This is a genomic window from Devosia sp. P2_G7, assembly GCF_056403495.1.
This window is the reverse complement of record NZ_JBFUFI010000014.1, coordinates 21,021-44,937: the sequence shown is the minus strand read 5'-3', so window position 1 is coordinate 44,937 and position 23,917 is coordinate 21,021. Positions and strand designations below refer to the sequence as shown.

21 protein-coding genes are annotated in these 23,917 nt (G+C 66.4%); 14 read left to right on the top strand and 7 right to left on the bottom strand.

Features of this window, described 5'->3' with window-relative positions:
- Nucleotides 1-15: 15 nt before the first annotated feature.
- From AC1DWU_RS20070 to AC1DWU_RS20045, 6 genes are read right to left on the bottom strand one after another with little or no spacing between them, the layout of a single operon-like run.
- Nucleotides 16-960, bottom strand: coding sequence for an ABC transporter permease (locus AC1DWU_RS20070; RefSeq protein ID WP_477151779.1), 945 nt, complete (start codon nt 958-960; stop codon nt 16-18).
- Nucleotides 957-2,084, bottom strand: coding sequence for an ABC transporter permease (locus tag AC1DWU_RS20065; protein WP_477151778.1), 1,128 nt, complete (start codon nt 2,082-2,084; stop codon nt 957-959). Before AC1DWU_RS20065 ends, AC1DWU_RS20070 begins: the two co-directional genes overlap by 4 nt.
- Nucleotides 2,081-3,625, bottom strand: coding sequence for an ABC transporter ATP-binding protein (locus AC1DWU_RS20060; RefSeq protein ID WP_477151777.1), 1,545 nt, complete (start codon nt 3,623-3,625; stop codon nt 2,081-2,083). Before AC1DWU_RS20060 ends, AC1DWU_RS20065 begins: the two co-directional genes overlap by 4 nt.
- Before the next feature lie 57 nt (nt 3,626-3,682).
- Nucleotides 3,683-4,732, bottom strand: a complete 1,050-nt coding sequence (locus AC1DWU_RS20055) for a BMP family lipoprotein (RefSeq protein WP_477151776.1) — start codon at nt 4,730-4,732, stop codon at nt 3,683-3,685.
- Nucleotides 4,733-4,755: 23 nt separating this feature from the next.
- Complete coding sequence (locus AC1DWU_RS20050; protein WP_477151775.1) at nt 4,756-5,709, bottom strand: nucleoside hydrolase; 954 nt, start codon at nt 5,707-5,709, stop codon at nt 4,756-4,758.
- On the bottom strand, nt 5,706-7,028 hold the full coding sequence (locus tag AC1DWU_RS20045) for an amidohydrolase family protein (RefSeq protein ID WP_477151774.1): 1,323 nt from the start codon (nt 7,026-7,028) through the stop codon (nt 5,706-5,708). Before AC1DWU_RS20045 ends, AC1DWU_RS20050 begins: the two co-directional genes overlap by 4 nt.
- 134 nt (nt 7,029-7,162) lie before the next feature.
- Here AC1DWU_RS20045 and AC1DWU_RS20040 point away from each other — a divergent pair, with 134 nt between their 5' ends.
- The 8 genes from AC1DWU_RS20040 (at nt 7,163) to AC1DWU_RS20005 (ending at nt 15,604) form a co-directional block, all read left to right on the top strand.
- On the top strand, nt 7,163-8,119 hold the full coding sequence (locus AC1DWU_RS20040; protein WP_477151773.1) for a hypothetical protein: 957 nt from the start codon (nt 7,163-7,165) through the stop codon (nt 8,117-8,119).
- Entirely contained in the window at nt 8,119-8,850 is a 732-nt protein-coding gene (locus AC1DWU_RS20035) for a creatininase family protein (RefSeq protein ID WP_477151772.1), read from the top strand. The genes AC1DWU_RS20040 and AC1DWU_RS20035 overlap by 1 nt, the downstream gene beginning before the upstream one ends.
- A 136-nt stretch (nt 8,851-8,986) precedes the next feature.
- The gene (locus tag AC1DWU_RS20030) at nt 8,987-10,855 is read left to right on the top strand and encodes an adenine deaminase (protein WP_477151771.1); all 1,869 of its coding nucleotides are present in this window, start codon (nt 8,987-8,989) and stop codon (nt 10,853-10,855) included.
- An 80-nt stretch (nt 10,856-10,935) separates the two neighbouring features.
- Nucleotides 10,936-11,952, top strand: a complete 1,017-nt coding sequence (locus AC1DWU_RS20025) for a LacI family DNA-binding transcriptional regulator (protein ID WP_477151770.1) — start codon at nt 10,936-10,938, stop codon at nt 11,950-11,952.
- Nucleotides 11,949-12,698: a glutamine amidotransferase gene (locus AC1DWU_RS20020; RefSeq protein ID WP_477151769.1), complete on the top strand. Its 750-nt coding sequence runs from the start codon at nt 11,949-11,951 to the stop codon at nt 12,696-12,698. Before AC1DWU_RS20025 ends, AC1DWU_RS20020 begins: the two co-directional genes overlap by 4 nt.
- Nucleotides 12,695-13,288 carry an AAA family ATPase gene (locus AC1DWU_RS20015; protein ID WP_477151768.1) on the top strand — a complete coding sequence of 198 codons (594 nt, stop codon included), beginning with the start codon at nt 12,695-12,697 and terminating at the stop codon, nt 13,286-13,288. Before AC1DWU_RS20020 ends, AC1DWU_RS20015 begins: the two co-directional genes overlap by 4 nt.
- A 28-nt stretch (nt 13,289-13,316) precedes the next feature.
- Nucleotides 13,317-14,246, top strand: a complete 930-nt coding sequence (gene rbsK, locus AC1DWU_RS20010) for a ribokinase (RefSeq protein WP_477151767.1) — start codon at nt 13,317-13,319, stop codon at nt 14,244-14,246.
- Nucleotides 14,247-14,359: 113 nt separating this feature from the next.
- Nucleotides 14,360-15,604 (top strand): glycoside hydrolase family 27 protein, encoded by a 1,245-nt coding sequence (locus AC1DWU_RS20005; RefSeq protein ID WP_477151766.1) that lies wholly within the window; start codon nt 14,360-14,362, stop codon nt 15,602-15,604.
- Nucleotides 15,605-15,674: 70 nt separating this feature from the next.
- On the opposite strand, the gene AC1DWU_RS20000 is transcribed toward AC1DWU_RS20005, so the two are convergent.
- Nucleotides 15,675-15,866, bottom strand: coding sequence for a hypothetical protein (locus AC1DWU_RS20000; protein WP_477151765.1), 192 nt, complete (start codon nt 15,864-15,866; stop codon nt 15,675-15,677).
- A 195-nt stretch (nt 15,867-16,061) separates the two neighbouring features.
- On the opposite strand from AC1DWU_RS20000, the gene kdpF reads away from it, so the two are divergent.
- The 6 genes from kdpF to AC1DWU_RS19970 are packed head-to-tail and all read left to right on the top strand — an operon-like array spanning nt 16,062 to nt 23,895.
- Complete coding sequence (gene kdpF / locus AC1DWU_RS19995) at nt 16,062-16,148, top strand: K(+)-transporting ATPase subunit F (RefSeq protein WP_477151859.1); 87 nt, start codon at nt 16,062-16,064, stop codon at nt 16,146-16,148.
- A 12-nt stretch (nt 16,149-16,160) separates the two neighbouring features.
- Nucleotides 16,161-17,870, top strand: coding sequence for a potassium-transporting ATPase subunit KdpA (kdpA, locus tag AC1DWU_RS19990; RefSeq protein ID WP_477151764.1), 1,710 nt, complete (start codon nt 16,161-16,163; stop codon nt 17,868-17,870).
- A gap of 10 nt (nt 17,871-17,880) precedes the next feature.
- Nucleotides 17,881-19,929, top strand: coding sequence for a potassium-transporting ATPase subunit KdpB (gene kdpB, locus AC1DWU_RS19985; protein WP_477151763.1), 2,049 nt, complete (start codon nt 17,881-17,883; stop codon nt 19,927-19,929).
- Between the two features lie 8 nt (nt 19,930-19,937).
- Nucleotides 19,938-20,516, top strand: coding sequence for a potassium-transporting ATPase subunit KdpC (gene kdpC / locus AC1DWU_RS19980; protein WP_477151762.1), 579 nt, complete (start codon nt 19,938-19,940; stop codon nt 20,514-20,516).
- Complete coding sequence (locus AC1DWU_RS19975) at nt 20,516-23,203, top strand: ATP-binding protein (protein ID WP_477151761.1); 2,688 nt, start codon at nt 20,516-20,518, stop codon at nt 23,201-23,203. Before kdpC ends, AC1DWU_RS19975 begins: the two co-directional genes overlap by 1 nt.
- Nucleotides 23,200-23,895: a response regulator gene (locus AC1DWU_RS19970; RefSeq protein ID WP_477151760.1), complete on the top strand. Its 696-nt coding sequence runs from the start codon at nt 23,200-23,202 to the stop codon at nt 23,893-23,895. The genes AC1DWU_RS19975 and AC1DWU_RS19970 overlap by 4 nt, the downstream gene beginning before the upstream one ends.
- Nucleotides 23,896-23,917 lie beyond the last annotated feature (22 nt).

Sequence of the window (23,917 nt, the reverse complement as noted above, 5' to 3'; positions counted from 1 at the left end):
CGCGCCGATCGAGCGCTACTTCAATCCCCGCAATGCCAGCGCCCGCTGGGCCCGCACCGAGAACAGCACCAGGGCTGCGATCGTCACGACGAACGGGATCATGCGGATCAGTTCGGCCGGGATGTCGTTGAACAAGCCGGGCATCACCACCGCTAGCGCTTCGAAGGCGCCGAACAGCAGCGCGGCGAGTAGCGCGCCGACCGGGTGGCGGGCGCCGAGGAGGACGGCGCCCAGGGCGATGAAGCCGCGGCCGGCGGTCATGTCGCGGGTGAAGCCGACATAGTTGAACATCGCGAGCTGCGCGCCGCCGATGCCGGCGAGGGCGCCGGAGACGACGAGGCTCAGGGTGCGCACCTTGTTGACCGGGATGCCGGCGGCCTCGGGCGCGGCCGGGTATTCGCCGACGCCGCGTAGCCACAGGCCCCAGGGCGTGCGGTAGAGGAAGTACCAGACCGCGAAGACCAGGAACGCCGCGAGCCAGCTCAGCACCGAGTGGCCAGAGAGGAACGATTTGAGGATCGGGCCGATACCGGGGATGGCGCTGAGGAAGCTGAGATCGACCGCCGGGACGGCCTTGCTCTGCAGGTTGATCGAGGTGCCCTTGTCGCCGCCCGTGGCGATGGCGAGAGCGAACACCGTGCCGCCCGCCGCGAGGATGTTGATGGCAAAGCCGACGAGGATGATGTCGGCCTTCAGCCGGTAGGCGAAGAACGCCATGACCAGCCCGAGCACGGCGCCAGCGCCGAGGCCGGCGGCGACCGCCACGTACCACGGGGCATAGACCGAGACGATCACCGCGGTTAGGCAGCCGATCAGCATCATGCCCTCGAGCGCCACGTTGAGCGCGCCCGAGAGATCGGCGATCAGCCCGCCTAGCGTCGCCAGCAGCAGCGGCGTGGTGGTGCGGATGACGGTGACGAAGAAGGTGGCCGAAAAGACCGTGATGATGAGTTCCATCATTTGGCGGCACCTCCGGCAGCGGCAGGCGCAACTGATGGCGACGGACTGCGCTTGAACAGCCGCGTGATGAAGTTGAGCGAGAAGGACGAGCTGACGAGGAGGATGATGATCGCGGTGACGACGCCGATCACCTCGGCCGGAACGTCGGTACGGATGTTCATCAGCTGCGCGCCTTGTCTCAGATAGCCGTAGAACAGTGCCACGATCGGCACGGCCAGCGGCCGGCTGCGGGCGACGATGGCGACGAGAATGCCCTCGAAGGCGAGGCCGCCCTCGAACAGCACGGTCAGCTTGCCGTAGCCCTGCCCCTGGACGAACATCGAGCCGAGCAGGCCACCCAGCGCGCCGGAGGCGGTCATCGCCGAGACCATGATGAAGGTCGCCTTGATGCCGGAATACTCGGCGAAGCGGGCGTTGTGCCCGACGAGCCGCAGCTTCAGGCCCCAGCTGGTGCGGTAGAGCGCGAACCACACCACGAACACCGCGACGAGCGCGAAGACCAGCCCGAGGTCGAGCCGGGTGACGTTGAGCCCGTCGAACTTGATCAGCTGCGGGAACACCGCGCTGTCGGGGAAGTCGTTGGTGGTCAGGACGCCAGGCTGCGGCTTGGGCAGGCTGACACGGACGAGGAAGTTGCAGAGCTCGACCGCGATGTAGTTGAGCATCAACGACGAGACGATCTCGTTGGCACCGAGCTTGGCCTTGGCGATGCCGGGGAGGAACCCGTAGATCGCGCCGGCCAGCATGGCGGCGGCGATGCCGAGCGGGATGCCGGCCCAGCTGGCGCCGAGCGGCGACAGCGCCACATAGCTGGCGGCGAGCGCGCCGATATAGACCTGGCCCTGCACGCCCATGGCGAACTGCCGGGCCTGGAACACTAGGCTGAACGCAAGGCCGGTGACGGTGAGCTTGGCGACATCGTCCAGCCACAGCCCGATAGTGCGGGGCTTCGATGCCGGGGCCGTGAGCAACTGGGTGATCGCGTCGATCGGCGCCTTGGAGGTGAGTAGCACGACGATGAAGGTGACGACGAGCGCGATGACCAGCGCGCCGACGGCGCGACCGACTTCGCGTCGTATCGTCTTCCAGCGCGACCGGCGATCGACGGCGGGGATATTGCTCATTTGAGGGCCGCCTTCATTTCGTCTGCGGTCTGGGTCGAGAGCCCGAGCATGTATGTGCCGAGCGTTTCCGGGGTCAGGTCGGGCGTGTTGAGGAAGGCCGCAACGATCTTGCCGCGATACAGCACCACCAGCCGGTCGCTGAGCGCCAGCAACTCGGAGAGATCGGCCGAACTCAACAGCACCGCAGCGCCCTTGTCGCGGGCGTCGGTAATGGTGCGCCAGATGAACTGCGTAGCCCCGAGATCGACGCCGCGGGTGGGCTGGTTGACCAGGAGGAGTTTCGGCTGCTCGCTGAGTTCGCGCGCCACCACCACCTTCTGCATGTTGCCGCCCGACAGCGTGCCGACGGCATAGCCGGGCCCGCCCACGCGGATCGAGAACTGCTCGATCAGCCGCTGCGCGTTGGCCTTGATCGCCCTGAGGTCGAGCAGGCCGTTGCGCACATAGCGCTTATCGTTGAGCCGCGTCGCGACGAGGTTCTCCGCCACCGTCGATCCGGTGGCGAGGCCTTCGGCGATGCGGTCTTCGGGGATCGAGGCGAGGCCGAGGCCGCGCCGTTCGAGCACGGTCAGCGGGTTGGCATTCTGGTTGGCGACGACGATGTCGCCGGCCGCCACGTGGCGGAGCCCGGAAATCGCCTCCAGCGTTTCGGCCTGCCCGTTGCCTTCGACGCCCACTAGCCCGACGATCTCGCCGGCATAGACGTTGAGATCGAGCCCGGCCACCACTTCGGTGCCGCGCGCGTTGACGACGCGGAGGCCACTGACCGAGGCGACGCGTTCGGTCTGGTCGGTGGGCTTGCGATCGACCCGGAGGCTCACTTCGCGGCCCACCATCAGGGCGGCGAGGCTCTTCTCGGTGACCTCTTTCGTCTTCACCTGGCCGACCGTCTTGCCCTGCCGCATCACGGTGATGGAGTTCGAAATCTCCAGCACTTCTGGCAGCTTGTGGGCGATGAAGATCACCGTCTTGCCCTGCGCCACCAGCGAGCGGATGGCGACAAACAGCTCCTGCACTTCCTGCGGCGCCAACACGGCCGTCGGCTCGTCGAGGATCAGGATGCGGGCGTTGCGGTAGAGCGCCTTTAGGATCTCGACGCGCTGCTGCTGGCCGACCGGGAGCGAACCCACCGAAGGCAGCGGATCGACCTTGAGGCGGAACTTGTCGCTGAGCGCCTGCACCTCGGCGATCGCCTTGGCGCGATCGAGCCGGATGCCGGCCTTGGGCTCGGAACCGAGCACCACGTTCTCGTAGACTGAAAAACTCGGGACCAGCGAGAAGTGCTGGAACACCATGCCGATGCCCGCATCGATCGCCTCGCGCGGGTTGGCGAAATGCACCTGCTTGTTGTCGAGTAGGAGCGTGCCGGCATTGGGCTGTTCGATGCCGAACAGGATCTTCATCAGGGTGGATTTGCCCGCGCCGTTCTCGCCGACCACGGCATGAACTTCGCCCGGCTCGATAACGAGGTTCACCCCGTCATTGGCCACTACACCGCCGGGATAGGTCTTGCCGATCCCGATTGCTTCCAGAAGCGCCATGCTGCCCCGCTTTGCGCCAGAAAAACTGGGCCCCGCGTTGCCGCGGGGCCCGTTGCATCACTTCATGTCGGTGGCGACTTCGATCTCGCCGGCGACGATCTTGGCCTCGAGCGCATCGACTTCGGCGCGCACATCGGCCGGCACGAGCTTCTCGTACCAGGCGTTCTTGGCGATCCCCACAGCGCCGTCCTTGATGCCGAGCAGCTCACGCGAGCCGTACGGCGCAGTGCCGTCGAGCGTGCCCTGCAGCGCCAGGAACAGCGAGTGGCCGACCTTCTTGAGGACGGAGGTGAAGATCACATCGGCCTGAGCCGGATCGGAGGTCGAGAAGATCGTCGCCTGGTCGCTGTCGACGCCGACGGCGAGCTTGCCCGAGTCCTTGACCGCCTGCAGCGAGCCGATGCCGGTACCGCCGGCGATCGGGAACACCACGTCGGCGCCCTGGTTGATCTGGGCGAGCGCGATTTCCTTGCCCTTGGCGGGGTCGTTGAAGGCACCGGCCACGGCATTGAGGATGTTGATCGAGGGGTTGGCGGCCTTGGCGCCCTGGTCGAAACCGGTCTTGAAGTCGGTGACGGTCGGGAATTCCATGCCGATGATGGTGCCCAGGATCGCGGACTTCGAGAGCTTGGCGGCGGCGTAGCCGGCGAGATAGCCGGCGGCGGCAGTGGTGTACTGCACGCCGAGGACGTTCTTGCACTCGCACTTGGTGTAATCGGGCGAGTCGTCGAAATCGATGAACTTCACGTCCGGATATTCCGGCGACAGCTCGGCGATATAGCCGGTCATGTCGAAGGTGCCGGCGATGATGACGTCGTAGCCCGAGTCAGCGGCATCGGCCAGACCGGCCTGCCACTTGCTGCGATCGTAGCCGAGCTCGATGATCTTGACGGTGACCGGCAGCTCGGCCTCGGCCGTCTTCATGCCTTCGGCGGCGTCATCGAAGAAGCTCTTGTCGCCGAGCGTGCCGTGCAAGACGAGCGCGACCTTGAGCGGGTTGTCCTTGGTGTATTCTGCGGCGGCGACGGGCATTGCCGTCGACGCCATCATCGAGGCCGAAAGCAGGATACCTGCTGCGGCTTTACCGAAAGTCGAGATCAGAGACATGCGCACTCCTGTTTGCGTTTGTTCTAATTCTTGGGGGAATAGGCGGCGGATACGGCGTAGAGAGCGTCGACTTTAGCGATATCGACCTCCTCGACGAACGTAATCTTGGGGGTGCCGAGGCGCCCGGAAGGATCGACCAGCGTCATGCCGCGGGTGATCCCCGGCGCGAGCGCGACGCTCGACGAAGCGACGGTCGACTTGGTGACCATCGAGGGGTCGAGCACCACGGCGGCGGCCAGCGGATCGACATAGAGGAAGCGGTCGGGCAGGCCCCGGCGGATGCCGTTCTCGCGGGCGTGCTTCTGCAGCGCTTCGTTGAAGGTCTTGAGCGGCGAGGCCGGGATGCCGGCGAACAGCGCGTCGATCTTTTCGCCCACCATGAAGTGGGTGAGGCAGGGCTCCCACGGGATCACCACCGTCTCGATGCCGGCGGTCAGCACCACATGCGCGCCCTCGGGGTCGGCATAGATGTTGAACTCGGCGGCCGGCGTGGTGTTGCCGCGGCCATAGACGTTGCCGCCCATGATGGTGAGGGTGCCGATGCCGGCGAGGATTGACGGATCGAGGCGGAGCGCCAGCGCCAGGTTGGTGAGCGGCCCGATCATCAGGATATCGACCTTCTCGCCCTTGGCCGCGGCGGCGCGGAAGGTGCTGATGAGCACGGCGACGCCGTCGTCGGAGGTGTGGATGTCCTGCTTGGCGGGACGCGGCGCGCCTCCGAGGCCGTCGTCGCCGTGGACGTATTTGGCATCGATGATCGGCTGGGTCAGCGGCCGGTCGGCGCCGCGATGCACCGGGATCGAGACACCCAGCTGCGCGCAGACGGCGAGGAGATTGGTGGTCGCCTGGTCGCGGCCGACATTGCCGAACACCGTGGTGATCAGGTCCGGCACCTTGCCGTTGGCAACGAGGAGGATCAGCGCCTGGGCGTCATCGACGCCGCCGTCGCTATCGAAAATGAACTTACGCTTGGTCAAGCCACTACTTTCTTGTTCTTGCTATCGCGGGCCGCTTCGACGCGGCCCCAGAAATCGGCATAGGTCGCCGAGTAGGTCTGTCGGATGTCGGCAAAGGGCCGGCGCGTCAAGCTCTTGTCGCCGACCAGCTGTTCCCCGGCTACCCACAGGTGGCGCAGATCGCGCCCGCTGCCGGAATAGATCAGCAGCGTTTCCGGATCGGGCGTTTCCGAGTAGCCGGCTCCGCTGAAGTCGAACGCTGCGATATCGGCGGCCTTGCCGACCTCGAGGCTGCCGATTTCGTGCTCGAGCCCAAGCGCCTTGGCGCCCTCGATCGTTGCCATGCGCACGAGGTCGCGGCTCGACAGCGGCTGCGCCACGCCTTCGCGGTGACTGGCGACGAGCCCCGCGACGCGCATTTCGGAGACCATGTCGTAGGAATTGTTGGCGGCGACGTTGTCGGTGCCCAGCGCAACGGTGACGCCGGCCGCACGCAACTCCACCGCCGGGCAGATGCCCTCACGGCCCGAGCGCAGGCCGGCCGAGGCATTGTAGGAGACCGACGCATGCGGGGCGCGGGCGAACACCGCGATGTCCTCGGGGCTGAGGTCGAGGCAGTGGGCAGCGTGGATGCGGCCGTTGAAGAAGCCGATCTTTTCGAGCGCCACGGCGGCGGTGGTGCCGTAGCGGCGTTCGGTTTCCTCGTTATCCTCCGGACCGCAGGCCATGTGCAGGTGGAGGCCGACGCCATATGCGTTGGCGACTTCCACCTCGGCCAGCAGCAGATCCTCGGAGTTGTCGACATAGGGCGCGTGCGGGCCGAACCACGGGATGATCCGGCCATCGGCCGAGCGCTGCTGCTCGAGGAAGGCGGTGGCCTTGGCGAGTTCGGCTTCACCGCGCGCCTTGTCGCCCAGTTGCACGATGCCGTAGGCGATGACCGAGCGGAGGCCGGCGGCCTTCACTGCGTCGGCAATCTCCTCGGCGAAGAAATACTGGTCGCAGAAGGTGGTGGTGCCCGAGAGCGCCATCTCGGCGCAGCTCAGCGCCACGGCCGGGCCAATGTCGGACGACACCAGGGACAGTTCGGGCTCGCGGATCGAATTGTACCAGCCCTCCATGGTGAGGAGGCTCTGGCCTTCCGAGCGGCCGCGGAACAGCACCATCACCGAGTGGGTATGAGCGTTGACGAGGCCCGGCATGACGAGGTGCCCGGTCAGGTCGAACACCTCGTCGAAGCCGGACGGGTTGGGAGTGCCGTCGCGAGGCCCTACACCGCTGATCCGACCGTCGCGGATGGCGACGAAGCCACCCTCGAACACCCGATTTTCAGCGTCCACGGAAAGAACTGTCGCTCCGTGGATAAGCGTTGAACCCATTTGACCCCCGTCCGGTAAACCGGTTTACATGACGATCTAACGACACCTAAATCCCGCTTGTCAAATGCATTCGCGGGAGGAGCTATGCGCCAGAAGTGAGCCTCAATCCGTTCCAGGCCGACCCCGCCATTGCCGCCCGATTTGCCCTAGAGAGCGCCGAGATCGGCGACCGGCTCGCCGCAGAAGTCGCGGCGCTGGTCGCAGCAAAGGCGCGCCGGCCGGAAGATAACCTGGGCGGCATACTGCTCGCCTCCGAGGTGGCGATACTGCGCCAAAGCTTCGGGCTCGAAAGCGTCGAGGAACTGATGCTTCTGGCGCTTGCTCCGGCACGCGGCATCGCCCGGCCGCCGATTTCAAATTTCTTCGTCGGCGCGGTCGGCCTCGAGCGCGAAACCGGCAACCTGGTGCTCGGCGGCAATGTGGAATTCCCCGGCACGCATCTGGGCTTCACCATCCATGGCGAAGGGTTCGTCTTCACCCGCGCCGCCTCGCGCGGCACGACGATCGAGACCATCGCCATCGGCGAGGCGCACCCCTGCGCCCACTGCCGGCAATACATCTCGGAATTCGCGGGCAGCCGTGAGCTGACGTTGATCGACCCGCTCGGGCACCGGCTGACCATGGCCGAGCTTTATCCGTGGCCCTTCGATCCGGACTATCTCGGCGAGAGCGGTGCTGTTGCTGGAGCCTTCGACGGTACGCTCAACCTTGCCGCCAACGACTGGCCGGCGACCATCGCCGACCGGCTGCTTGATGCCGGCCGCCGCGCCCATGCGCCCTACAGCAAATGCCCCGGCGCGGTGGTGCTGGCGCTGCGGGACGGCCAGATGGTCTCCGGCTCTTCGATCGAAAGCGTCGCGTTCAACCCGACCATGGGGCCGCTGCAGGCGGCGATGATCAACCTCATCGCGCATGGCTATGAGACGACCGATATCGCCGAAGCGGCTTTGGGTACGCGGCTCGGCGGCAATGTCGACTACAGCCTCAGCGTCACTGAACTGCTGGGGAAGATCGCACCGCATGCCCCGCTCAACATTCTCGGATGGGCGTGATGCTCGATGCCGCAAGTGCCAGTTGGGAAGACGTTGCGGCGGCGATTGCCGAGGGGCTGATCGCCGTGCTGCCGGTGGGTGCGGTGGAGCAGCATGGCGCGCATCTGCCGCTGCTGACGGATACGGTGCTGGCATCGGGCGTGGCACGCCGGATCGCCGAGGGTTGCGATGCGCTGCTGCTGCCGGCCATTGCCTATGGGGATGCGTGGACTGCGGAGGATTGGGCTGGGACGCTGTCGCTATCGCCGGAAACGCTGCGGGCCACCGTTACCGATATTGGTCGCGGACTGCAGCGGATGGGCGTCAAAGGGCTGATCACGGTCAACGGCCACTTCGGCAATCGCGAGCCGATCAACCTTGCTGCGCGGGGGCTGAGCGAGGCTGGTTTTCCGGTGCTGCATCTCGATTACCCCAGGCTCGAGGCATTGGCTGCCGAGCTGATGGAGAGCGAGCCGGCCGGGCCCGGCTTCTACCACGCCGACGAGGTCGAGACCTCGATGATGCTGGCGCTGGCGCCGGAGACGGTGCGAATGGAGCGGGCGGCGCCTGAGTACCCGGCATTCCCGGAACTGTTCGGCTCCGAGCCAATGAAACTCTCGGCCTTCAATAAATCGGGCGTCTTCGGCGACCCGCGGCCGGCAACGGCGGAGAAGGGCGAGGCGATGATCGATGGGATCGCGGCGGAGTCGCTACGGCTGATTGGGATTTGGAAGAAGAAGTACGGAATTTGATGCTCTTGCGCGTGTTGACCCCGACCCTTGGTCCCTCCCCCTCGAAAGGGGGAGGGAGACGCTTGCCGCGGCGCTGGTGTGTGGGTCTCCCTCCCCCTTCTGAGGGGGAGGGGACAGGGGTGGGGGGCGGCACGCCATGACCGTGCAATTGCCCCCCGACCTCCTCGTCACCGCCGCCGACGAAGTCAAAATCCGGCAGGATCTGCTGCTGGTGGCGCTGGGGAAGCGCCCGGCCGACCGGTCTCTGCGGGTAGGCAAGCTCCTCGACGTGCATTCGCGGACCTGGATGCACGACCAGGAGATCGTGATGCGCGGCAAGCGCATCGCCTGGGTCGGGCCGGCGGGCGAGTATCAGGGGCAGGTCAAGGAGCGCTTCCACGAGCCCAAACTGGCCGCCGTCCCAGGCTTCGGTGAGGTGCACAAGCATATCGAGAGTTCGCACCTGACGCCGGAATGGGAGGCGGCGCTGGTGATGCCGCGCGGCAATACCTGGACCTGCGAGGCGAGCCACGAATTCTCCAATGTCGATGGCCCGCACAATCTCGAATTCTGGCTCAAGGCGCGGCTAGCGGGGTCGCCGCTGAAGATCTTCCCGCAGCCTGGTTCCGCCGTGCCGCCCACCGCCTACGAGTGGGGCGGCGGCTATTTCGACCATGACGAGCAGCAAAAGTTCATGGCGGCGAGCCCCATGGTCACCGGGCTCGACGAGGTGATGGACTGGCCGGCGGTGTGGAACCCCGAGAACCCATCGCATGAGCGGCTCTGGGGGATGATCGAGGCGACGTTTGCGGCGCGCGGCGTGGTGGAGGGCCATGGCGCTGGGCTGCGGACGCTGGGCGAGATCAACGCCTTCGCCGCGGCGGGGCTGGCCTCCGACCACGAGATGATGTCGGCCGATGAGGCGTGGGACAAGCTGCGGCACGGGCTGTTCATCGAGATCCGCATCCACTCGATGACCGAGATCGTCACCGGGTTGCTGCAGCGAGGGCTGGTCGACTGGAGCCAGGTGGCGTTCGCCACCGACGATCGCAGCGCCACGCTGACGCTGGAGACCGGCGCTACCGACCACAATATCCGCACCGCCATCGCCGCCGGCCTGCCGGCCGAGATCGCCATCCAGTGCGCGACGATCAACCCGGCCCGCCACATGCGGCTGACGCCCTGGGTGGGCTCGATCTCGCCCGGCCGCTTTGCCGATATGGTGCTGCTGGAGGACGTGACCGCGCTGAAGATCGCCAAGGTCTGGGCCGATGGGGCGCAGATCTCCGAGGGCACGAAGTTCATCGGCAAGGTGCCGGATATGGCCTGGCCGGAATGGGCGACCAGGACCATCAACATCAAGCGCGAAATCCAGCCGGATGACTTCGCCATCAAGGCGGCGCCGGGGCGGCAGACCATGCAGTCGGCGGTGATCCGGCCGTTCCACTGGCATCCGGATTTCTACACCATGGAACTGCCGGTGGTGGACGGCGAGGTGCAGCGGCTGGAGAGCGAGAACCTCACCAAGTTCGCCATCGTCGACCGCTTCTCCGGCGAGGGGAAGGTGGCAAAGATGTTTTGGCGCGGCTGCGGCCCGCGCGATCCGGACACCGCCGTCGCCTGCTCGGTGGCGCACGACAAGCACAACATCTGGACTTGCGGTTCGTCCGACGCGGCCATGGCGCTGGCGGTGAACACGCTCAGGCAGACGCAGGGCGGTTGGGCGCTGGTGCATAAGGGCGAGGTGACGGCGACGGTGCGGTTCGAGATCGGCGGGCTGATGAGTAAGCGGCCCGCGGTCGAGCTCGATGCCGAGATGCAGGCGCTCTACCGCGCGGCCGAAGCGGTCGACTGGATGTACGAGCCGACGTTCCGGCCGCGCTGGAACCCCGGCTTCCCTGAACGGCTGATGTTTGCGACGCTCACCTGTGCGCCGTGGACCTGGGTGCTGGTGGCGCCGTCGCCGCTGGCGCCCGAGGGATTTGTGAATGTCTCGACCGGAGAGGTGCATCCGATTGTATGGTGAAAACCGCAGAAAACGGGTTACGAAACCGCTTTACTAAAGCGCTTGCGCCGATCTAGCTTAAACGGGCGAGTGGGGGTGCAATGGCGACTATCCATGATGTAGCGCAGGATGCCGGGGTATCGCCGACGACGGTGTCCCGCTACCTCAACAACCGTATCGAGCTGCCGCCGTCGACCGCCGGTCGCATCGACGCGGCCATCGCCAAGCTCGACTATCGCCCGAACCTCCTCGCCAAGCGCCTCTCCACCGGCAAGACCGAAGCGGTGGGGCTGGTGACGCCGGAGATCCGCGAGCCGTTCTTCGCCGAGCTGGCCTCGGCCTTCGAGGACGAGGCCGACCGGCACGGCTACACCGTGTTCATGAGCTCGACCCGCTCCGACCGCGAGCGCGAGATCGCTTCGCTCGAGCGGCTGCACGACCGGCATGTCGATGGCCTGCTGATGATGACCAACACCGCCGATGACGGCACGCTCGCCGCGCTGATCGGCAAGCGCAAGAACGTGGTGATCGTCGACGAGGATATCCCCGGGGTCAGCGTGCCCCGGCTGTTCGTCGAGAACACCGAGGGCGCCTATGCGGCGACCCGTCACCTGATCGAAGCCGGCCATCGCCGCATCGCCTATCTCGGCGGCCCTCATGGGTTGCTGACGGTGACCGAGCGGCGCGAGGGCTTCATGCTGGCGATGAACGAGGCTGGGATCGCGGTGCGGCCCGAATATGTCGCCATCGGCAGTTTTGCGCCGGAGCTGGCGCGTGCCGCGACGCAGAAATTCCTCGAGCTGCCAATGCCGCCGACGGCGATCTTCGCCTCCTCCGACTACCTCGCCATCGGCGCGGTGATGGGGCTGAAGGAGGGCGGCGTCAGCGTGCCCGACCAGGTGTCGCTGATCGGCTTCGACGACATGGCGTTCGGCGCGCTGCTGACGCCCCCGCTGACCGCCATCCGCCAACCGGTGGAGCAGCTCGGCCGCCAGGGCTTTTTGACGCTACTGGCGCTGCTTAACGGCGAAGCGCCGCCGATGCTGACGCGGCTGCCGGTCGAACTCATCCGGCGCCAATCTGTCGCCGCACCAAGCACGAAGGACTTCATAGCGTGAGCAAGCGCGTACTGATCGCCGGGGAGTCATGGGTCACCCACTCGATCCACACCAAGGGCTTCGACAGCTTTACCACCACCGAATACAACGAGGGCGTCCGCTGGCTGAAGGCGGCGCTGGAGGGTGGCGGTTGGGAGGTGACGTTCCTCCCCAACCACCTCGCCGCCCGTGACTTCCCGCAGACCGCAGAGACGCTGGCCGCCTATGACGTGGTGATGCTCTCCGATATCGGCGCCAACACGCTGCTGCTGCACCCCGATACGTTCGTCCGCTCGGTGCCGCTGCCCAACCGGCTGACCTCGATCAAGGACTACGTGCTGAACGGCGGCGGGCTGGTGATGATCGGCGGCTACCTGACCTTCCAGGGCATCGACGCGAAGGGACAATACGCCGGCTCGGCGGTCGAGGACGTACTGCCCGTGACGATGTACCGCCACGACGACCGCAAGGAGAACCCGCAGGGCGTCGTCGCGCATGTCGGCGATGCCGGGCACCCGATCACTAAGGGGATCACCGGGGAATGGCCGGCGTTGCTCGGCTACAACGAGGTGGTGGCGAAGCCCGATGCCGAGGTGCTGGTGCGGGTCGGTGGCGACCCGCTGATCGCAGTGGGCGAGTTCGGCAAGGGCCGTTCCGCGGTGTTCACTTCGGATTGCGGGCCGCACTGGGCGCCGCCGCCCTTTGTCGATTGGGCCGGCTATGCGCCGCTGTGGAACAACATCGCGAACTGGGTGTCGGGCAAATGACGCAAGGGGGCATCAAGGTCAAGCAGGCGCCCGATCCCTGGCAGCGCACCACCACCGAGAACGGTTTTCCGGCCGATGAGGTGATCTCGGCGCTGCAAAAATCCATCCGCCGCGGGCTCACCGAGAACGCGCTGCTGCTCGGCTGGGAGATGTATCTCACCTCGCCCGAACTCGAGCAGAAGCTGTGGGACCGGCTGGCCGTGATTTCGGTGGAGGATGTGGGGTTCGGCAATCTCGATGCGCCAGTGCTGGTCGATACGCTCTACCGCACGCACCAGCGCTTCGACCGGCCAACGCATGACCGGTTCCTGTTCGCCGCGCACGCCATCCGCGTGCTCGCCTCAGGCAAGAAGGACCGCACCACGGACGACATGGCCAACTGGGCCAAGCACGCCATGGCCTTCGGCGAGCGGATGCCGGAGATCCCGGATTTCGCCGTCGACATGCATACCGGCCGCGGCGAACAAATGGGCCGCGACTACCTTTACTTCATGACCGAAGCCAGCAAGGTTTCCCCCGAGATCGAGAACAAGGACCAGACCTACCGGGACTGGATCCTTGCGGCATTGAAGGCGGGCAAGCTCAGCTAAAGGGCGCGCGCTACTGGGAGGGGATGTCATGGCGCGTGCGGCTGTCGCAGTGCTCGGGATTTTCGTGGCGGATCTGGCGTTCCGGGCGCCGCGCCTGCCGTTGATGGGCGAGACCATCCTGGGCCAGGGCTTCAAGGACGGGCCGGGCGGCAAGGGCTCGAACCAGGCGATTGCCGCGGCGCGCGCCGGCGGCGACGCCCGGATGATCACCCGCATCGGCCGCGATACCTTTGGCGAGATGGCGCAGAAGGCCTGGGCGGCGGATGGGATCGACACCTCGGCGGTAGCGATCGATGATGAGTTGCCCACCGGCGCGGCGTTCATTTTCGTTTCCACCGAAACCGGCAACAACGCCATCATCGTCGAAAGCGGCGCAGCGGCGAAGCTGTCGCCCGCGGACGTGGCGGCAGCGGAGCCGGTGATTGTGGGCAGCAAAGTGCTGATGACGCAGTTCGAGCAGCCGATCGAGACCGCGATCGCTGGGCTGACATTGGCGCGAAAGCATGGGGTGATCACCATCCTCAACCCGGCGCCGGCGGTGCAGGTCGACGACGCCATCTATGCGCTTTGCGACTACGTCACGCCGAACGAAACGGAAGCGGCAACGCTCACCGGGCTGAAGGTGGAGACCGAGGCCGATGCGCTGGCGGCGGCCAAGGAGTTTGTCCGTCGCGGGGCGAAGAATGCCCTCATCACGCTGGGCGAGAAAGGTGCGCTGCTGCACGGCGCCGATGGCACGCACATGGTGCCGGCGTTCAAGGTGGCGAAGGTAGTGGAGACCACCGGGGCCGGCGATGCGTTCAACGGCGGCTTCGCCGTGGCGCTGGCCGAGGGTATGTCGCCGGTAGATGCGGTGCGTTTCGGCTGCGCCACGGCTGGGCTGTCGGTACAGAAGCCGGGCACGGCGCCGTCGATGCCGACGCGGGCAGAGATCGAGGCGATGCTGAAGGGCGGCTGAGGCTCCTGAATCCAGCCGAATGCTTTCGGGTTCGTCTGGTCGAGCCCGGCGACGCTTGACGTCGGGGCCGATGCGGAGTTGGCGTCGGGCTCCTGCAAACCGGACTGCCGATCATGACCCTACTCGCCCCGACCCCGCCGATGGGCTGGAACAGCTGGAACAGCTTTGCCACCACCATCACCGAAGCGCAGGCGCTCGAGACGGCCAAGATCATGGCCGAACAGCTGCTGCCCTTCGGCTACGACGTCTTCACCGTCGACATCCAGTGGTACGAGCCGGAAGCGCAGAGCTACAACTACAACACCAAGCCGGTGCCGACGATGGACGGCCACGGACGGGTGACGCCCGCACTGAACCGCTTCCCCTCGGCGGCGCACGGTGTCGGTTTCGCTGAGCTGGCGCGGCAGGTGCACGCACTCGGGCTGAAGTTCGGCATCCACATCATGCGCGGCATCCCGCGCCTCGCGGTCGAGCAGAACCTGCCGGTGCTGGGCACCTCGGTGCGCGCCGCGGACATCGCCGATACCGACAGCATCTGCAGCTGGAACCCCGACATGTACGGGGTGGATATGACCAAGCCCGGCGCGCAGGCTTACTATGACAGCATATTTGCGCTCTATGCGTCCTGGGGGGTCGACTTCATCAAGATGGACGACATGAGCCGCCCCTACGATGCGCATGCCGCCGAGATCGAGGCGGCGCACCACGCCATCGCGCGAACGGGCCGGCCGATGGTGCTGTCGCTGTCGCCCGGCGAGACGCCGGTGTTGCGCGCCGAGCACGTGCGGCAGTACGCGCAGATGTGGCGGATCAGCGATGATTTCTGGGACGAGTGGGCGATGGTCGAGGCGCAGTTCGTCCGGCTCGAGAACTGGAACCCGTGGCGCCGGCCGGGCGCCTGGCCGGATGCCGACATGCTGCCGCTCGGGCGGCTGGCGCTGGGTGATCGCGACACCAACTTCACCCCGGCCGAGCAGAAGACGGTAATGACGCTCTGGGCCATCGCCCGTTCGCCGCTGATCATGGGCGGCGACCTGCGCCATCTCGATGCCCCGACCCTGGCGCTGCTCACCAACCGCGACGTACTGGCGGTGAACCAGCACAGCACCGACAACCAGCCGCATTTCGTCATGGACGGCACCCGCGTCTGGACCGCTCGCGCCGAGAACGGCGATGCCTACCTGGCGCTGTTCAACACCGGCAAGGCGGAGCGGGAGATCGGCTTCAAGCTGGCGCCGCTGGGGATCAAGAGTGCTGCCGTGACGGACCTGTGGACGGGCAAGCAGCTCGGCCAACACATGGGCAGCTTTGCCGCGACCCTGCCGAGCCACGGCGCCGGCCTCTACCGCTTGGCCTAGGGCTGCCCGGCGAGCGGGGGCTCGCAGGCAACAACGGGAAGCGGGTATGCCACGCCGCAACCAGAGAGCGTCAGGCGCCCAGCTTCTCCAGCAATCCCAGCATCACGTCGGCCGCCGGCAGCGGCAGCACCGCGTCGATCTCGGTGGGGAGCAGGCCTGCCAGCGCGCTGTGCGCCTCGCCTGTCGGGCTGCTGGCAACCAGCTGAACGGTAGGTCCGCTCGCAAACGAAACCCGGCCTCCTGCGAGGCCGGGGTCCGGCACCCCTCCCTTACGAAATCCTTACGCCCCACCCCAGCCTTCCCAATCGAACCCTGACGCGCTGAAGGTCCATACGGAACTCCCGTTTCAATCGTCGGAGTTCGACATGCTCGACCTTGTTTACCTGGCGCTCGGCGCCGGGGTCCTCGCGGCTCTCGGGTTTTATGCCCGCGCCATCGGCAAGCTTTGAGGCGGCCGATGTTCGAGCTTGTTCTCGGTCTCGCCGTGGTCGTGGGGCTCGCGATCTATCTGGTCGTGACGCTCGTCGCCCCTGAGCGGTTCTAGCGGAGTTTGGTGATGACCCTGATGGGATGGCTGCAGATCGGCTTGATGGTCACTGCGGTCGCGCTGGTGGTGAAGCCGTTGGGCCTCTACATGGCGCGTGTGTTTTCCGGCGAGCGGACTTTCCTCTCGCCCGTGCTCGGGCCGGTGGAGCGCCTGTTCTATGGCGTTTCCGGTGTCGATCCTAAGAAGGAGCAGGGCTGGCTCGGCTACACCCTCGCCATGCTCGCCTTCTCGATTGCCGGCTTCGTTTCGCTCTACCTGATCCTCCGGTTCCAGGACCTGTTGCCGCTCAACCCGCAGGGTTTTGCGGGCGTCGGGCCGGACTTGGCCTTCAACACGGCCGTGAGCTTCGTCACCAACACCAACTGGCAGTCCTATATCGGCGAGGCGACGATGAGCAATTTCAGCCAGATGGCTGGGCTTGCCGTGCATAACTTCGTCTCCGCCGCCACCGGCATGGCCCTCGCCATGGCGCTGACGCGGGCCTTCATGCGCTCTGGCGCCACGACGGTGGGCAATTTCTGGGTCGATCTGACCCGGGCGACGCTCTACGTGCTGATGCCGATCGCCATCCCCATCACCATTGCATTCATGGCGCTCGGCCTGCCGCAGACGCTCGACGGCTCGGTGGTCGCGACCACCCTCGAGGGCGCGCAGCAGACCATCGCGCTGGGGCCGGTGGCGAGCCAGGAGGCGATCAAGCAGCTCGGCACCAACGGCGGCGGCTTCTTCAACGCCAATGCCGCGCACCCGTTCGAGAACCCCAACGCCATCGCGAACTTCATCAACATCTTCGCGATGCTGATGGTCACCTCGGCGCTGGTCTACACGTTCGGCGAGATGGTGAAGAGCCGCCGCCAAGGCTGGGCCATCCTTTCCACCATCGCCATCCTGCTCATCGTCGGCGTCGGCCTCGTCTACTGGGCCGAAACGTTCGGCAACCCGATCCTACAGACGCTCGGCATCGATCCCGCCATGGGCAATATGGAGGGCAAGGAAGTCCGCTTCGGCCAGGCGCTGAGCGCCCTCTATGCCGCGGTCACCACCGGCATCTCCAATGGCGGCGTCAACGGTATGCTCGGCTCGTTCACCGCCCTCGGCGGGCTGGTGCCGCTGTTCCTGATCCAGTTGGGCGAAATCCTCCCCGGCGGCGTCGGCTCGGGTCTCTACGGCATGCTGGTGTTCTGCGTGCTGGCGGTGTTCGTCGCCGGCCTGATGGTCGGGCGCACGCCCGAGTTCCTCGGCAAGAAGATCGAGGCGCGCGAGATGAAATACGCCATGCTGGCGGTACTGATCCTGCCGCTCTCGATCCTCGGCTTCACCGCCATTGCGGCGATCCTGCCCTTTGCTCTGTCCTCGGTCGGCACCGGCGGTCCGCACGGGCTGAGCGAGATCCTCTATGCCTACTCCTCGGCCACCGGCAACAACGGCTCGGCCTTCGGCGGGCTTTCGGCCAACACGCCATGGTTCAACACCACCCTTGGCATCGCCATGCTGCTTGGCCGCTTCGCCTACGTCGTGCCGGTGATGGCGATTGCCGGTTCGCTGGTCACCAAGACCCGCGTGCCGGCATCCTCCGGCACATTCCCCACCGACAGGCCGCTCTTCGTCGGGCTGCTCATCGGCATCATCCTCATCATGGGCGGGCTGCAGTTCTTCCCCGCGCTCGCCCTCGGCCCCATCGTCGAGCATTTCCTGATGCTCGCCGGCCAGTCCTTCTGAGGCGCCTCAAATGGCCACCAAAGCAAAAACGCTTTCAATCCTCGATCCGGCGCTGCTCGGCCCCGCCGCCATCGGCGCGGTCAGAAAGCTCGATCCGCGGCTACTGGTCCACAACCCGGTGATTTTTGTCACCGAGATCGTGGCGCTCGTCGTCACCATCATGTTCGTCCGCGACCTGTTCGCGTCGCCCGGCGAAGCCCTGTTCTCCGGCCAGATCGCCGCCTGGTTGTGGTTCACCGTGCTGTTCGCGACCTTCGCCGAGGCCGTCGCCGAGGGCCGCGGCAAGGCCCAGGCCGATAGCCTCCGCCGCACCAAGTCGCAGCTCGTGGCGAAGCGCCTCAAGTCCGGCGACTCGATGGCCTACGACACGGTGCCGGCAAGCGACCTGCGCGTCGGCCATGTCGTTCTCGTCGAGGCCGGGGACATGATCCCCGGCGACGGCGAAGTGATCGAGGGCGTCGCCTCGGTCAACGAAAGCGCAATCACCGGCGAGTCCGCGCCGGTGATCCGCGAGTCGGGCGGCGATCGTTCGGCAGTGACCGGCGGCACCACGGTGCTATCCGACTGGATCAAGGTGCGCGTCTCGACCATGCCGGGCGAGACCTTTGTCGACCGGATGATCGCGCTGATCGAAGGCGCCAAGCGCCAGAAAACGCCCAACGAGATCGCGCTCTCGATCTTGCTGTCCGGGCTGACGCTGATCTTCCTCATCGCCGTGGCGACGCTCTCGGGGCTTGCCGCCTATTCGGGCACCATCGTCGGCATCACCGTGCTCGCGGCCCTGCTGGTGACGCTGATCCCCACCACAATTGGCGGCCTGCTCTCGGCCATCGGCATTGCCGGCATGGATCGGCTCATCCGCTTCAACGTCATCGCCACCTCGGGCCGTGCAGTAGAGGCGGCGGGCGATGTCGATACGCTGCTGCTCGACAAGACGGGCACCATCACCTTCGGCAACCGCATGGCCACCGAGTTCCTGCCGGTGCCCGGCGTCACCGAGCAGGCGCTGGCCGAGGCGGCTCAGCTCGCCAGCCTTGCCGACGAGACGCCCGAAGGCCGTTCCATCGTCGCGCTCGCCAAATCCGATTTCGGTCTCGCCGACAAGGACATCGTCGCCATGGGCGGCACGCCGATCCGGTTCACCGCCGAGACCCGCATCTCGGGCGTCGATCTCGGCGACCGCACCATCCGCAAGGGCGCGGTGGATGCGATCCTGCGCTTTGCCAACCTCGCCGCCGCCTCGGCACCGCCGGCTTTCACCGCCGCCGTCGAGGCCATCGCTCGCACTGGCGGTACGCCTCTTGCTGTCGCCAACGGTCATCAGTTGCTCGGCGTTGTGCATCTGAAGGACGTGGTGAAGCCCGGCATCAAGGAGCGCTTCGCGGCCTTGCGCGCCATGGGCATCAAGACGGTGATGGTCACCGGCGACAATCCGATCACGGCGGCGGCGATCGCCTCGGAGGCGGGTGTCGACACCTTCCTCGCCGAGGCGACGCCGGAGCAGAAGCTCGACTACATCCGCAACGAACAGAAGGGTGGCCGGCTGATCGCCATGTGCGGCGATGGCACTAACGACGCCCCGGCGCTCGCCCAGGCCGATGTCGGCGTCGCCATGCAGACTGGCACGCAGGCGGCCCGCGAGGCGGGCAACATGGTCGATCTCGACAGCAGTCCAACCAAGCTCATCGAGATCGTCGAGATCGGCAAGCAGATCCTGATGACGCGTGGCTCCCTCACCACCTTCTCGATCGCCAACGATGTGGCGAAGTACTTCGCCATCATCCCGGCACTGTTCGTCGTGACCTACCCGCAGCTGAACGCGCTCAACGTCATGGGCCTGAGCTCGCCCAAATCGGCGATCCTCTCGGCCATCATCTTCAACGCCCTGATCATCGTCGCGCTGATCCCGCTGGCGCTGCGTGGCGTCTCCTACAAGCCGGTCGGTGCCGCGGCGCTGCTGCGCCGGAACCTGCTGGTCTACGGGCTTGGCGGGCTGATCGTGCCGTTCCTCGGCATCAAACTGGTCGACATTCTCGTGTCGGCACTCCATCTGGTGTGAGGCAGAAAATGCTGCAGTTCATTCGTCCCGCAATCGTCATGACCGTGCTGTTTACGCTCCTTTGCGGCATCGCCTATCCGCTGGCGATGACCGGCATCGGCCAGGCCGTCTTCCCCGCCGCAGCCAATGGCAGCCTCATCACCCGCGACGGCGCCGTGGTCGGCTCGGTGCTGATAGGGCAGGGGTTCAGCGATCCGAAGTACTTCTGGCCACGCCCATCCGCGGCAGGCGCCGGCTATGACGGGCTGAGTTCCTCGGGCTCGAACCTCGGCCCCACCAGCCAGAAGCTGAAGGACCGGATCACCGAGACTGTCGCCACGATCGAGGGCACCGGCGTTGCCGGCCCGCTCCCCGGTGATGCGGCGACTGCCTCGGGTTCGGGACTCGATCCCGATATCTCTCCCGCCTATGCTCGGCTCCAGGTCGCGCGCGTCGCCGCGGCGCGTTCGCTCCCGGCGGACACCGTGGCCCAGTTGGTCGAGCAGCAGGTCGAAGCCCCTATGTTCGGCCTCGTGGGCGAGGAAAGGGTCAACGTGCTGAAGCTCAACCTGGCGCTCGACGCGTTGGCCGCAGCCCCGGCGAGCTGATGTCTACCCCCGAGACCGAGCGGCGTCCGAACCCCGATGCGTTGCTGGCCCTTACGGCCGACAGCGAGCGCGGCAAGCTGACCGTCTTCCTTGGTGCCGCGCCCGGTGTCGGCAAGACTTACTCCATGCTCAATCGTGCCCGGCGGCTGAAGACCGCCGGGATCGACATCGTGATTGGCCTAGTCGAAACGCACGGCCGTGCCGAGACGGCTGCGCTGCTCGAGGGCCTCGAAGTCCTGCCCCGCCGCAAGGTCGAGTATCGCGGGCACGTGCTCGAAGAGTTCGACATCGATGCCGGTCTCGCCCGCAAGCCGCAGATTCTCGTCGTCGACGAGATGGCGCACACCAATGCCGAGGGTAGTCGCCACCCCAAGCGCTACCAGGATATCGCGGAGCTGCTGCAGGCAGGCATCGATGTCTGGACCGCCCTCAACATCCAGCACCTCGAGAGCCTCTCCGATCTTGTCACGCGTATCACCGGCATCGAAGTGCGCGAGATCGTGCCCGACGTTGCACTGAAGAAGGCGGACGAAGTGATCCTCGTCGACCTGCCGCCGGCAGAGCTGATCGAACGGCTGAAGGAAGGCAAGGTCTACCTGCCTGAAAACGCCCAGCGCGCTATCGAAGGTTTCTTCCGGCCGGCCAACCTCACCGCCCTGCGCGAGCTGGCGCTGCGCCGCACGGCCGACCGGGTCGACGACCAGATGGTCGATTTCCTGCGCCAGAATGCCATCGAGGGGCCATGGGCCACCGCCGAGCGGCTGCTGGTGCTGGTCGGCGGCGACGCGCTGTCGGAGCGTGTCGTCCGCACCGCAAGCCGGCTCGCCTCCGGCCTTAACGCGCGCTGGAGCGCGATCTCTCTGAAGAGGCCCGATGCAGCACTCGATCTTGCCCAAGCCCAGCGTCTCGATGACACGATGCAGCTCGCCGAACGGCTGGGCGCCACGCTCTTGCGGGTTACGGCCGACGATTTCGTCACCGAGATCTTGCGCGTCGCGCGACGCGAGAACATCACCCAGATCGTCGTCGGCCGGCCGCGCCGCTCGCTGTTCCAGCGGCTGACGCGGCGCGCCCTGCCGGACGAACTGTTGCGCCGTTCCGGCGACATCAACGTCCACATTGTCTCGGGCGAAGAAGAGGATGAGGCAGCCGGCGATCTCGGCGGGTTCTCGTTCCGCAATCGCTCCAGCCGCCGCTGGGCCGAGACGCTGGCGTTGGCCGGTCTTGCCGTGATCGTCGCGACGCTGGTCGGCAAATCGCTCACCGCTTTCGTTCCGCTGCAGAACGTCTCGCTTCTCTACCTCGTGGCAGTGATCATTTGCGGCGTGCTGAACGGCCGCGTCTCGGCCATCGCTGCCGCCGCACTCTCCTCGCTTGCCTACAACTTCTTCTTCATCGAGCCGCTCTACACCTTCACCATCGCCCAGCCGCATGAGCTGTTCGGCCTCGTCGTGTTCCTTGCGGCCGCGATCCTCGCCGGCGAACTTGCCGGATGGATGCGCGAACAGACCGAGCGGGCGCGCCGCCAGGAGCGGGCCACGCAGGCACTCAACGACTTCAGCCGCAAGCTATCCGGCTCCGCCCGGCTCGATACGGTCCTGGAAGCCACCGCTGCGCACCTCTACACCACCACCGGCATGGGCGCGGCGCTGCTGGTGCCGGAGGACGGCGAGCTGAGCCTCGGCAGCATCTGGCCCCCGGACCTGGCGCTCGATCCCACCGACATGACCGCGGTCCGCTGGGCCTTCGACAAGCGCGAACCGGCCGGGCATTCGACCGGCACGCTGCCGCAGCTCGCCTGGCAGTTCCGCCCCGTCCTGCAGGGCCGCCTCGCCATCGGTGTGCTGGGCCTGTTGCGGGCCGATGCCAAGGGAGCGCTGCTGCCCCACGAGGAGCAGTTGGTGCGCGGCGTGCTGGAACAGACTGCGGTTGCCATCGATCGCGCCCGCCTCGCCCGGGAGAACGTCCGTACCGCCGCGCTCGAGGAAAGCGAAAGACTCAATACGGCGCTGTTCTCATCGCTGTCGCACGATCTCAAGACCCCGCTCGCGACGATTTCTGGTGCGGCCAGCAGCCTGCGCGAGCTCGGCGACAGGATGGAGCCCGCGACGCGGCAGGATTTGCTCGGCTCGATCGAGGAAGAAGCCTCGCGCCTCGGCCGCTTCGTCGCCAACCTCTTCGACATGACCCGCATCGAGGCCGGCACGCTGAAGCCCCGGCGCGACAGCATCGACGTCCCCGACGCGGTGAACACGGCGGTCGATCGCGCGCGAAAACTCCATCCCGGCCACGATTTCGAGCTGAGCCTTGCATCCGACCTGCCGCCGGCACGTGGCGATGCCAATCTCCTCAGCCAGGTGCTCTTCAATCTCATCGACAATGCCTGCAAATATGGCGGAGAAGCACCAGTGGCGGTGTTCGCGCGAGGGGAAGGCGACGAGGTGACGATCTCGGTTACCGATCAGGGCAAGGGCATCCCGGCGGGTGAGCTCGAGCGCATCTTCGACAAGTTCTACCGCCGCACCAAGACCGACGGCCGCGCCGCCGGCACCGGCCTCGGGCTCTCGATCGCCCGTGGCTTCGTCGAAGCCATGGGAGGTACGCTCAAGGCCGAGAGCCCGGCGGCCAAGAAGCGCGGCACGCGCTTCACCATCCGGATTCCCGCCGACCGGGGAGCGCGCGCGTGAGCGAAGGCCGCATCCTCATTGTCGACGACGAGCCGCAGATCCACCGGTTCCTCATGCCTGCGTTGACGGCTGCTGGCTATGACCCGATCGAGGCATTCACCGCAGCCGAGGCGGAACGGCTCACGGCGACCGCGGCGCCAGACCTGATGATCCTCGACCTGGGCCTGCCCGACAAGGACGGCAAGGACGTGATCCGGTCGTTGCGCGGCTGGTCGAAACTCCCCATCGTCGTGCTCTCCGCCCGCGACCGCGAGGCCGAAAAGATCGAGGCGCTCGATTTGGGTGCTGACGACTACGTCGAAAAGCCCTTCAGCATCGGCGAACTCCTCGCCCGCATCCGCACCGCCCTCCGCCGCCGCTCGCCTGGCACCGTGGCAGCAAGCCGCTACGACGGCGACGGCCTCAGCGTCGACTTCGCCCGTCGCCTGGTATCGCGCGATGGCGAGACGGTGCACCTGACACCCAAGGAATACGACCTCCTCACCCACATGGCCCGTCACGCCGGCCTGGTCCTGACCCACCGGCAGCTCCTCGCTACGGTCTGGGGTCCGGCGCATGTGGAAGACGTGCACTACCTGCGCGTCTTCATCGGCCAGTTGCGCACCAAGATCGAGCGCGACCCGACGCAACCCCGGCTGATCCGAACCGAGCCCGGCGTCGGCTATCGCTTTGCGGAAACGCCGGCGGCCTAAGTTGGCCATCGCAACGAAAAAC

What these genes read in the sequence shown, in the direction of transcription:
- AC1DWU_RS20005 (WP_477151766.1), top strand. Translation starts at nt 14,360, where the DNA reads ATGACCCTACTCGCCCCGACCCCGCCGATGGGCTGGAACAGCTGGAAC.
- kdpC (WP_477151762.1), top strand. Translation starts at nt 19,938, where the DNA reads ATGCTGCAGTTCATTCGTCCCGCAATCGTCATGACCGTGCTGTTTACG.
- AC1DWU_RS20060 (WP_477151777.1), bottom strand. Translation starts at nt 3,625, where the DNA reads ATGGCGCTTCTGGAAGCAATCGGGATCGGCAAGACCTATCCCGGCGGT.
- AC1DWU_RS20015 (WP_477151768.1), top strand. Translation starts at nt 12,695, where the DNA reads ATGACGCAAGGGGGCATCAAGGTCAAGCAGGCGCCCGATCCCTGGCAG.
- AC1DWU_RS20035 (WP_477151772.1), top strand. Translation starts at nt 8,119, where the DNA reads ATGCTCGATGCCGCAAGTGCCAGTTGGGAAGACGTTGCGGCGGCGATT.
- AC1DWU_RS19975 (WP_477151761.1), top strand. Translation starts at nt 20,516, where the DNA reads ATGTCTACCCCCGAGACCGAGCGGCGTCCGAACCCCGATGCGTTGCTG.
- AC1DWU_RS20025 (WP_477151770.1), top strand. Translation starts at nt 10,936, where the DNA reads ATGGCGACTATCCATGATGTAGCGCAGGATGCCGGGGTATCGCCGACG.
- AC1DWU_RS20065 (WP_477151778.1), bottom strand. Translation starts at nt 2,084, where the DNA reads ATGAGCAATATCCCCGCCGTCGATCGCCGGTCGCGCTGGAAGACGATA.
- AC1DWU_RS20055 (WP_477151776.1), bottom strand. Translation starts at nt 4,732, where the DNA reads ATGTCTCTGATCTCGACTTTCGGTAAAGCCGCAGCAGGTATCCTGCTT.
- AC1DWU_RS20030 (WP_477151771.1), top strand. Translation starts at nt 8,987, where the DNA reads ATGACCGTGCAATTGCCCCCCGACCTCCTCGTCACCGCCGCCGACGAA.
- kdpA (WP_477151764.1), top strand. Translation starts at nt 16,161, where the DNA reads ATGACCCTGATGGGATGGCTGCAGATCGGCTTGATGGTCACTGCGGTC.
- rbsK (WP_477151767.1), top strand. Translation starts at nt 13,317, where the DNA reads ATGGCGCGTGCGGCTGTCGCAGTGCTCGGGATTTTCGTGGCGGATCTG.
- AC1DWU_RS20070 (WP_477151779.1), bottom strand. Translation starts at nt 960, where the DNA reads ATGATGGAACTCATCATCACGGTCTTTTCGGCCACCTTCTTCGTCACC.
- kdpF (WP_477151859.1), top strand. Translation starts at nt 16,062, where the DNA reads ATGTTCGAGCTTGTTCTCGGTCTCGCCGTGGTCGTGGGGCTCGCGATC.
- kdpB (WP_477151763.1), top strand. Translation starts at nt 17,881, where the DNA reads ATGGCCACCAAAGCAAAAACGCTTTCAATCCTCGATCCGGCGCTGCTC.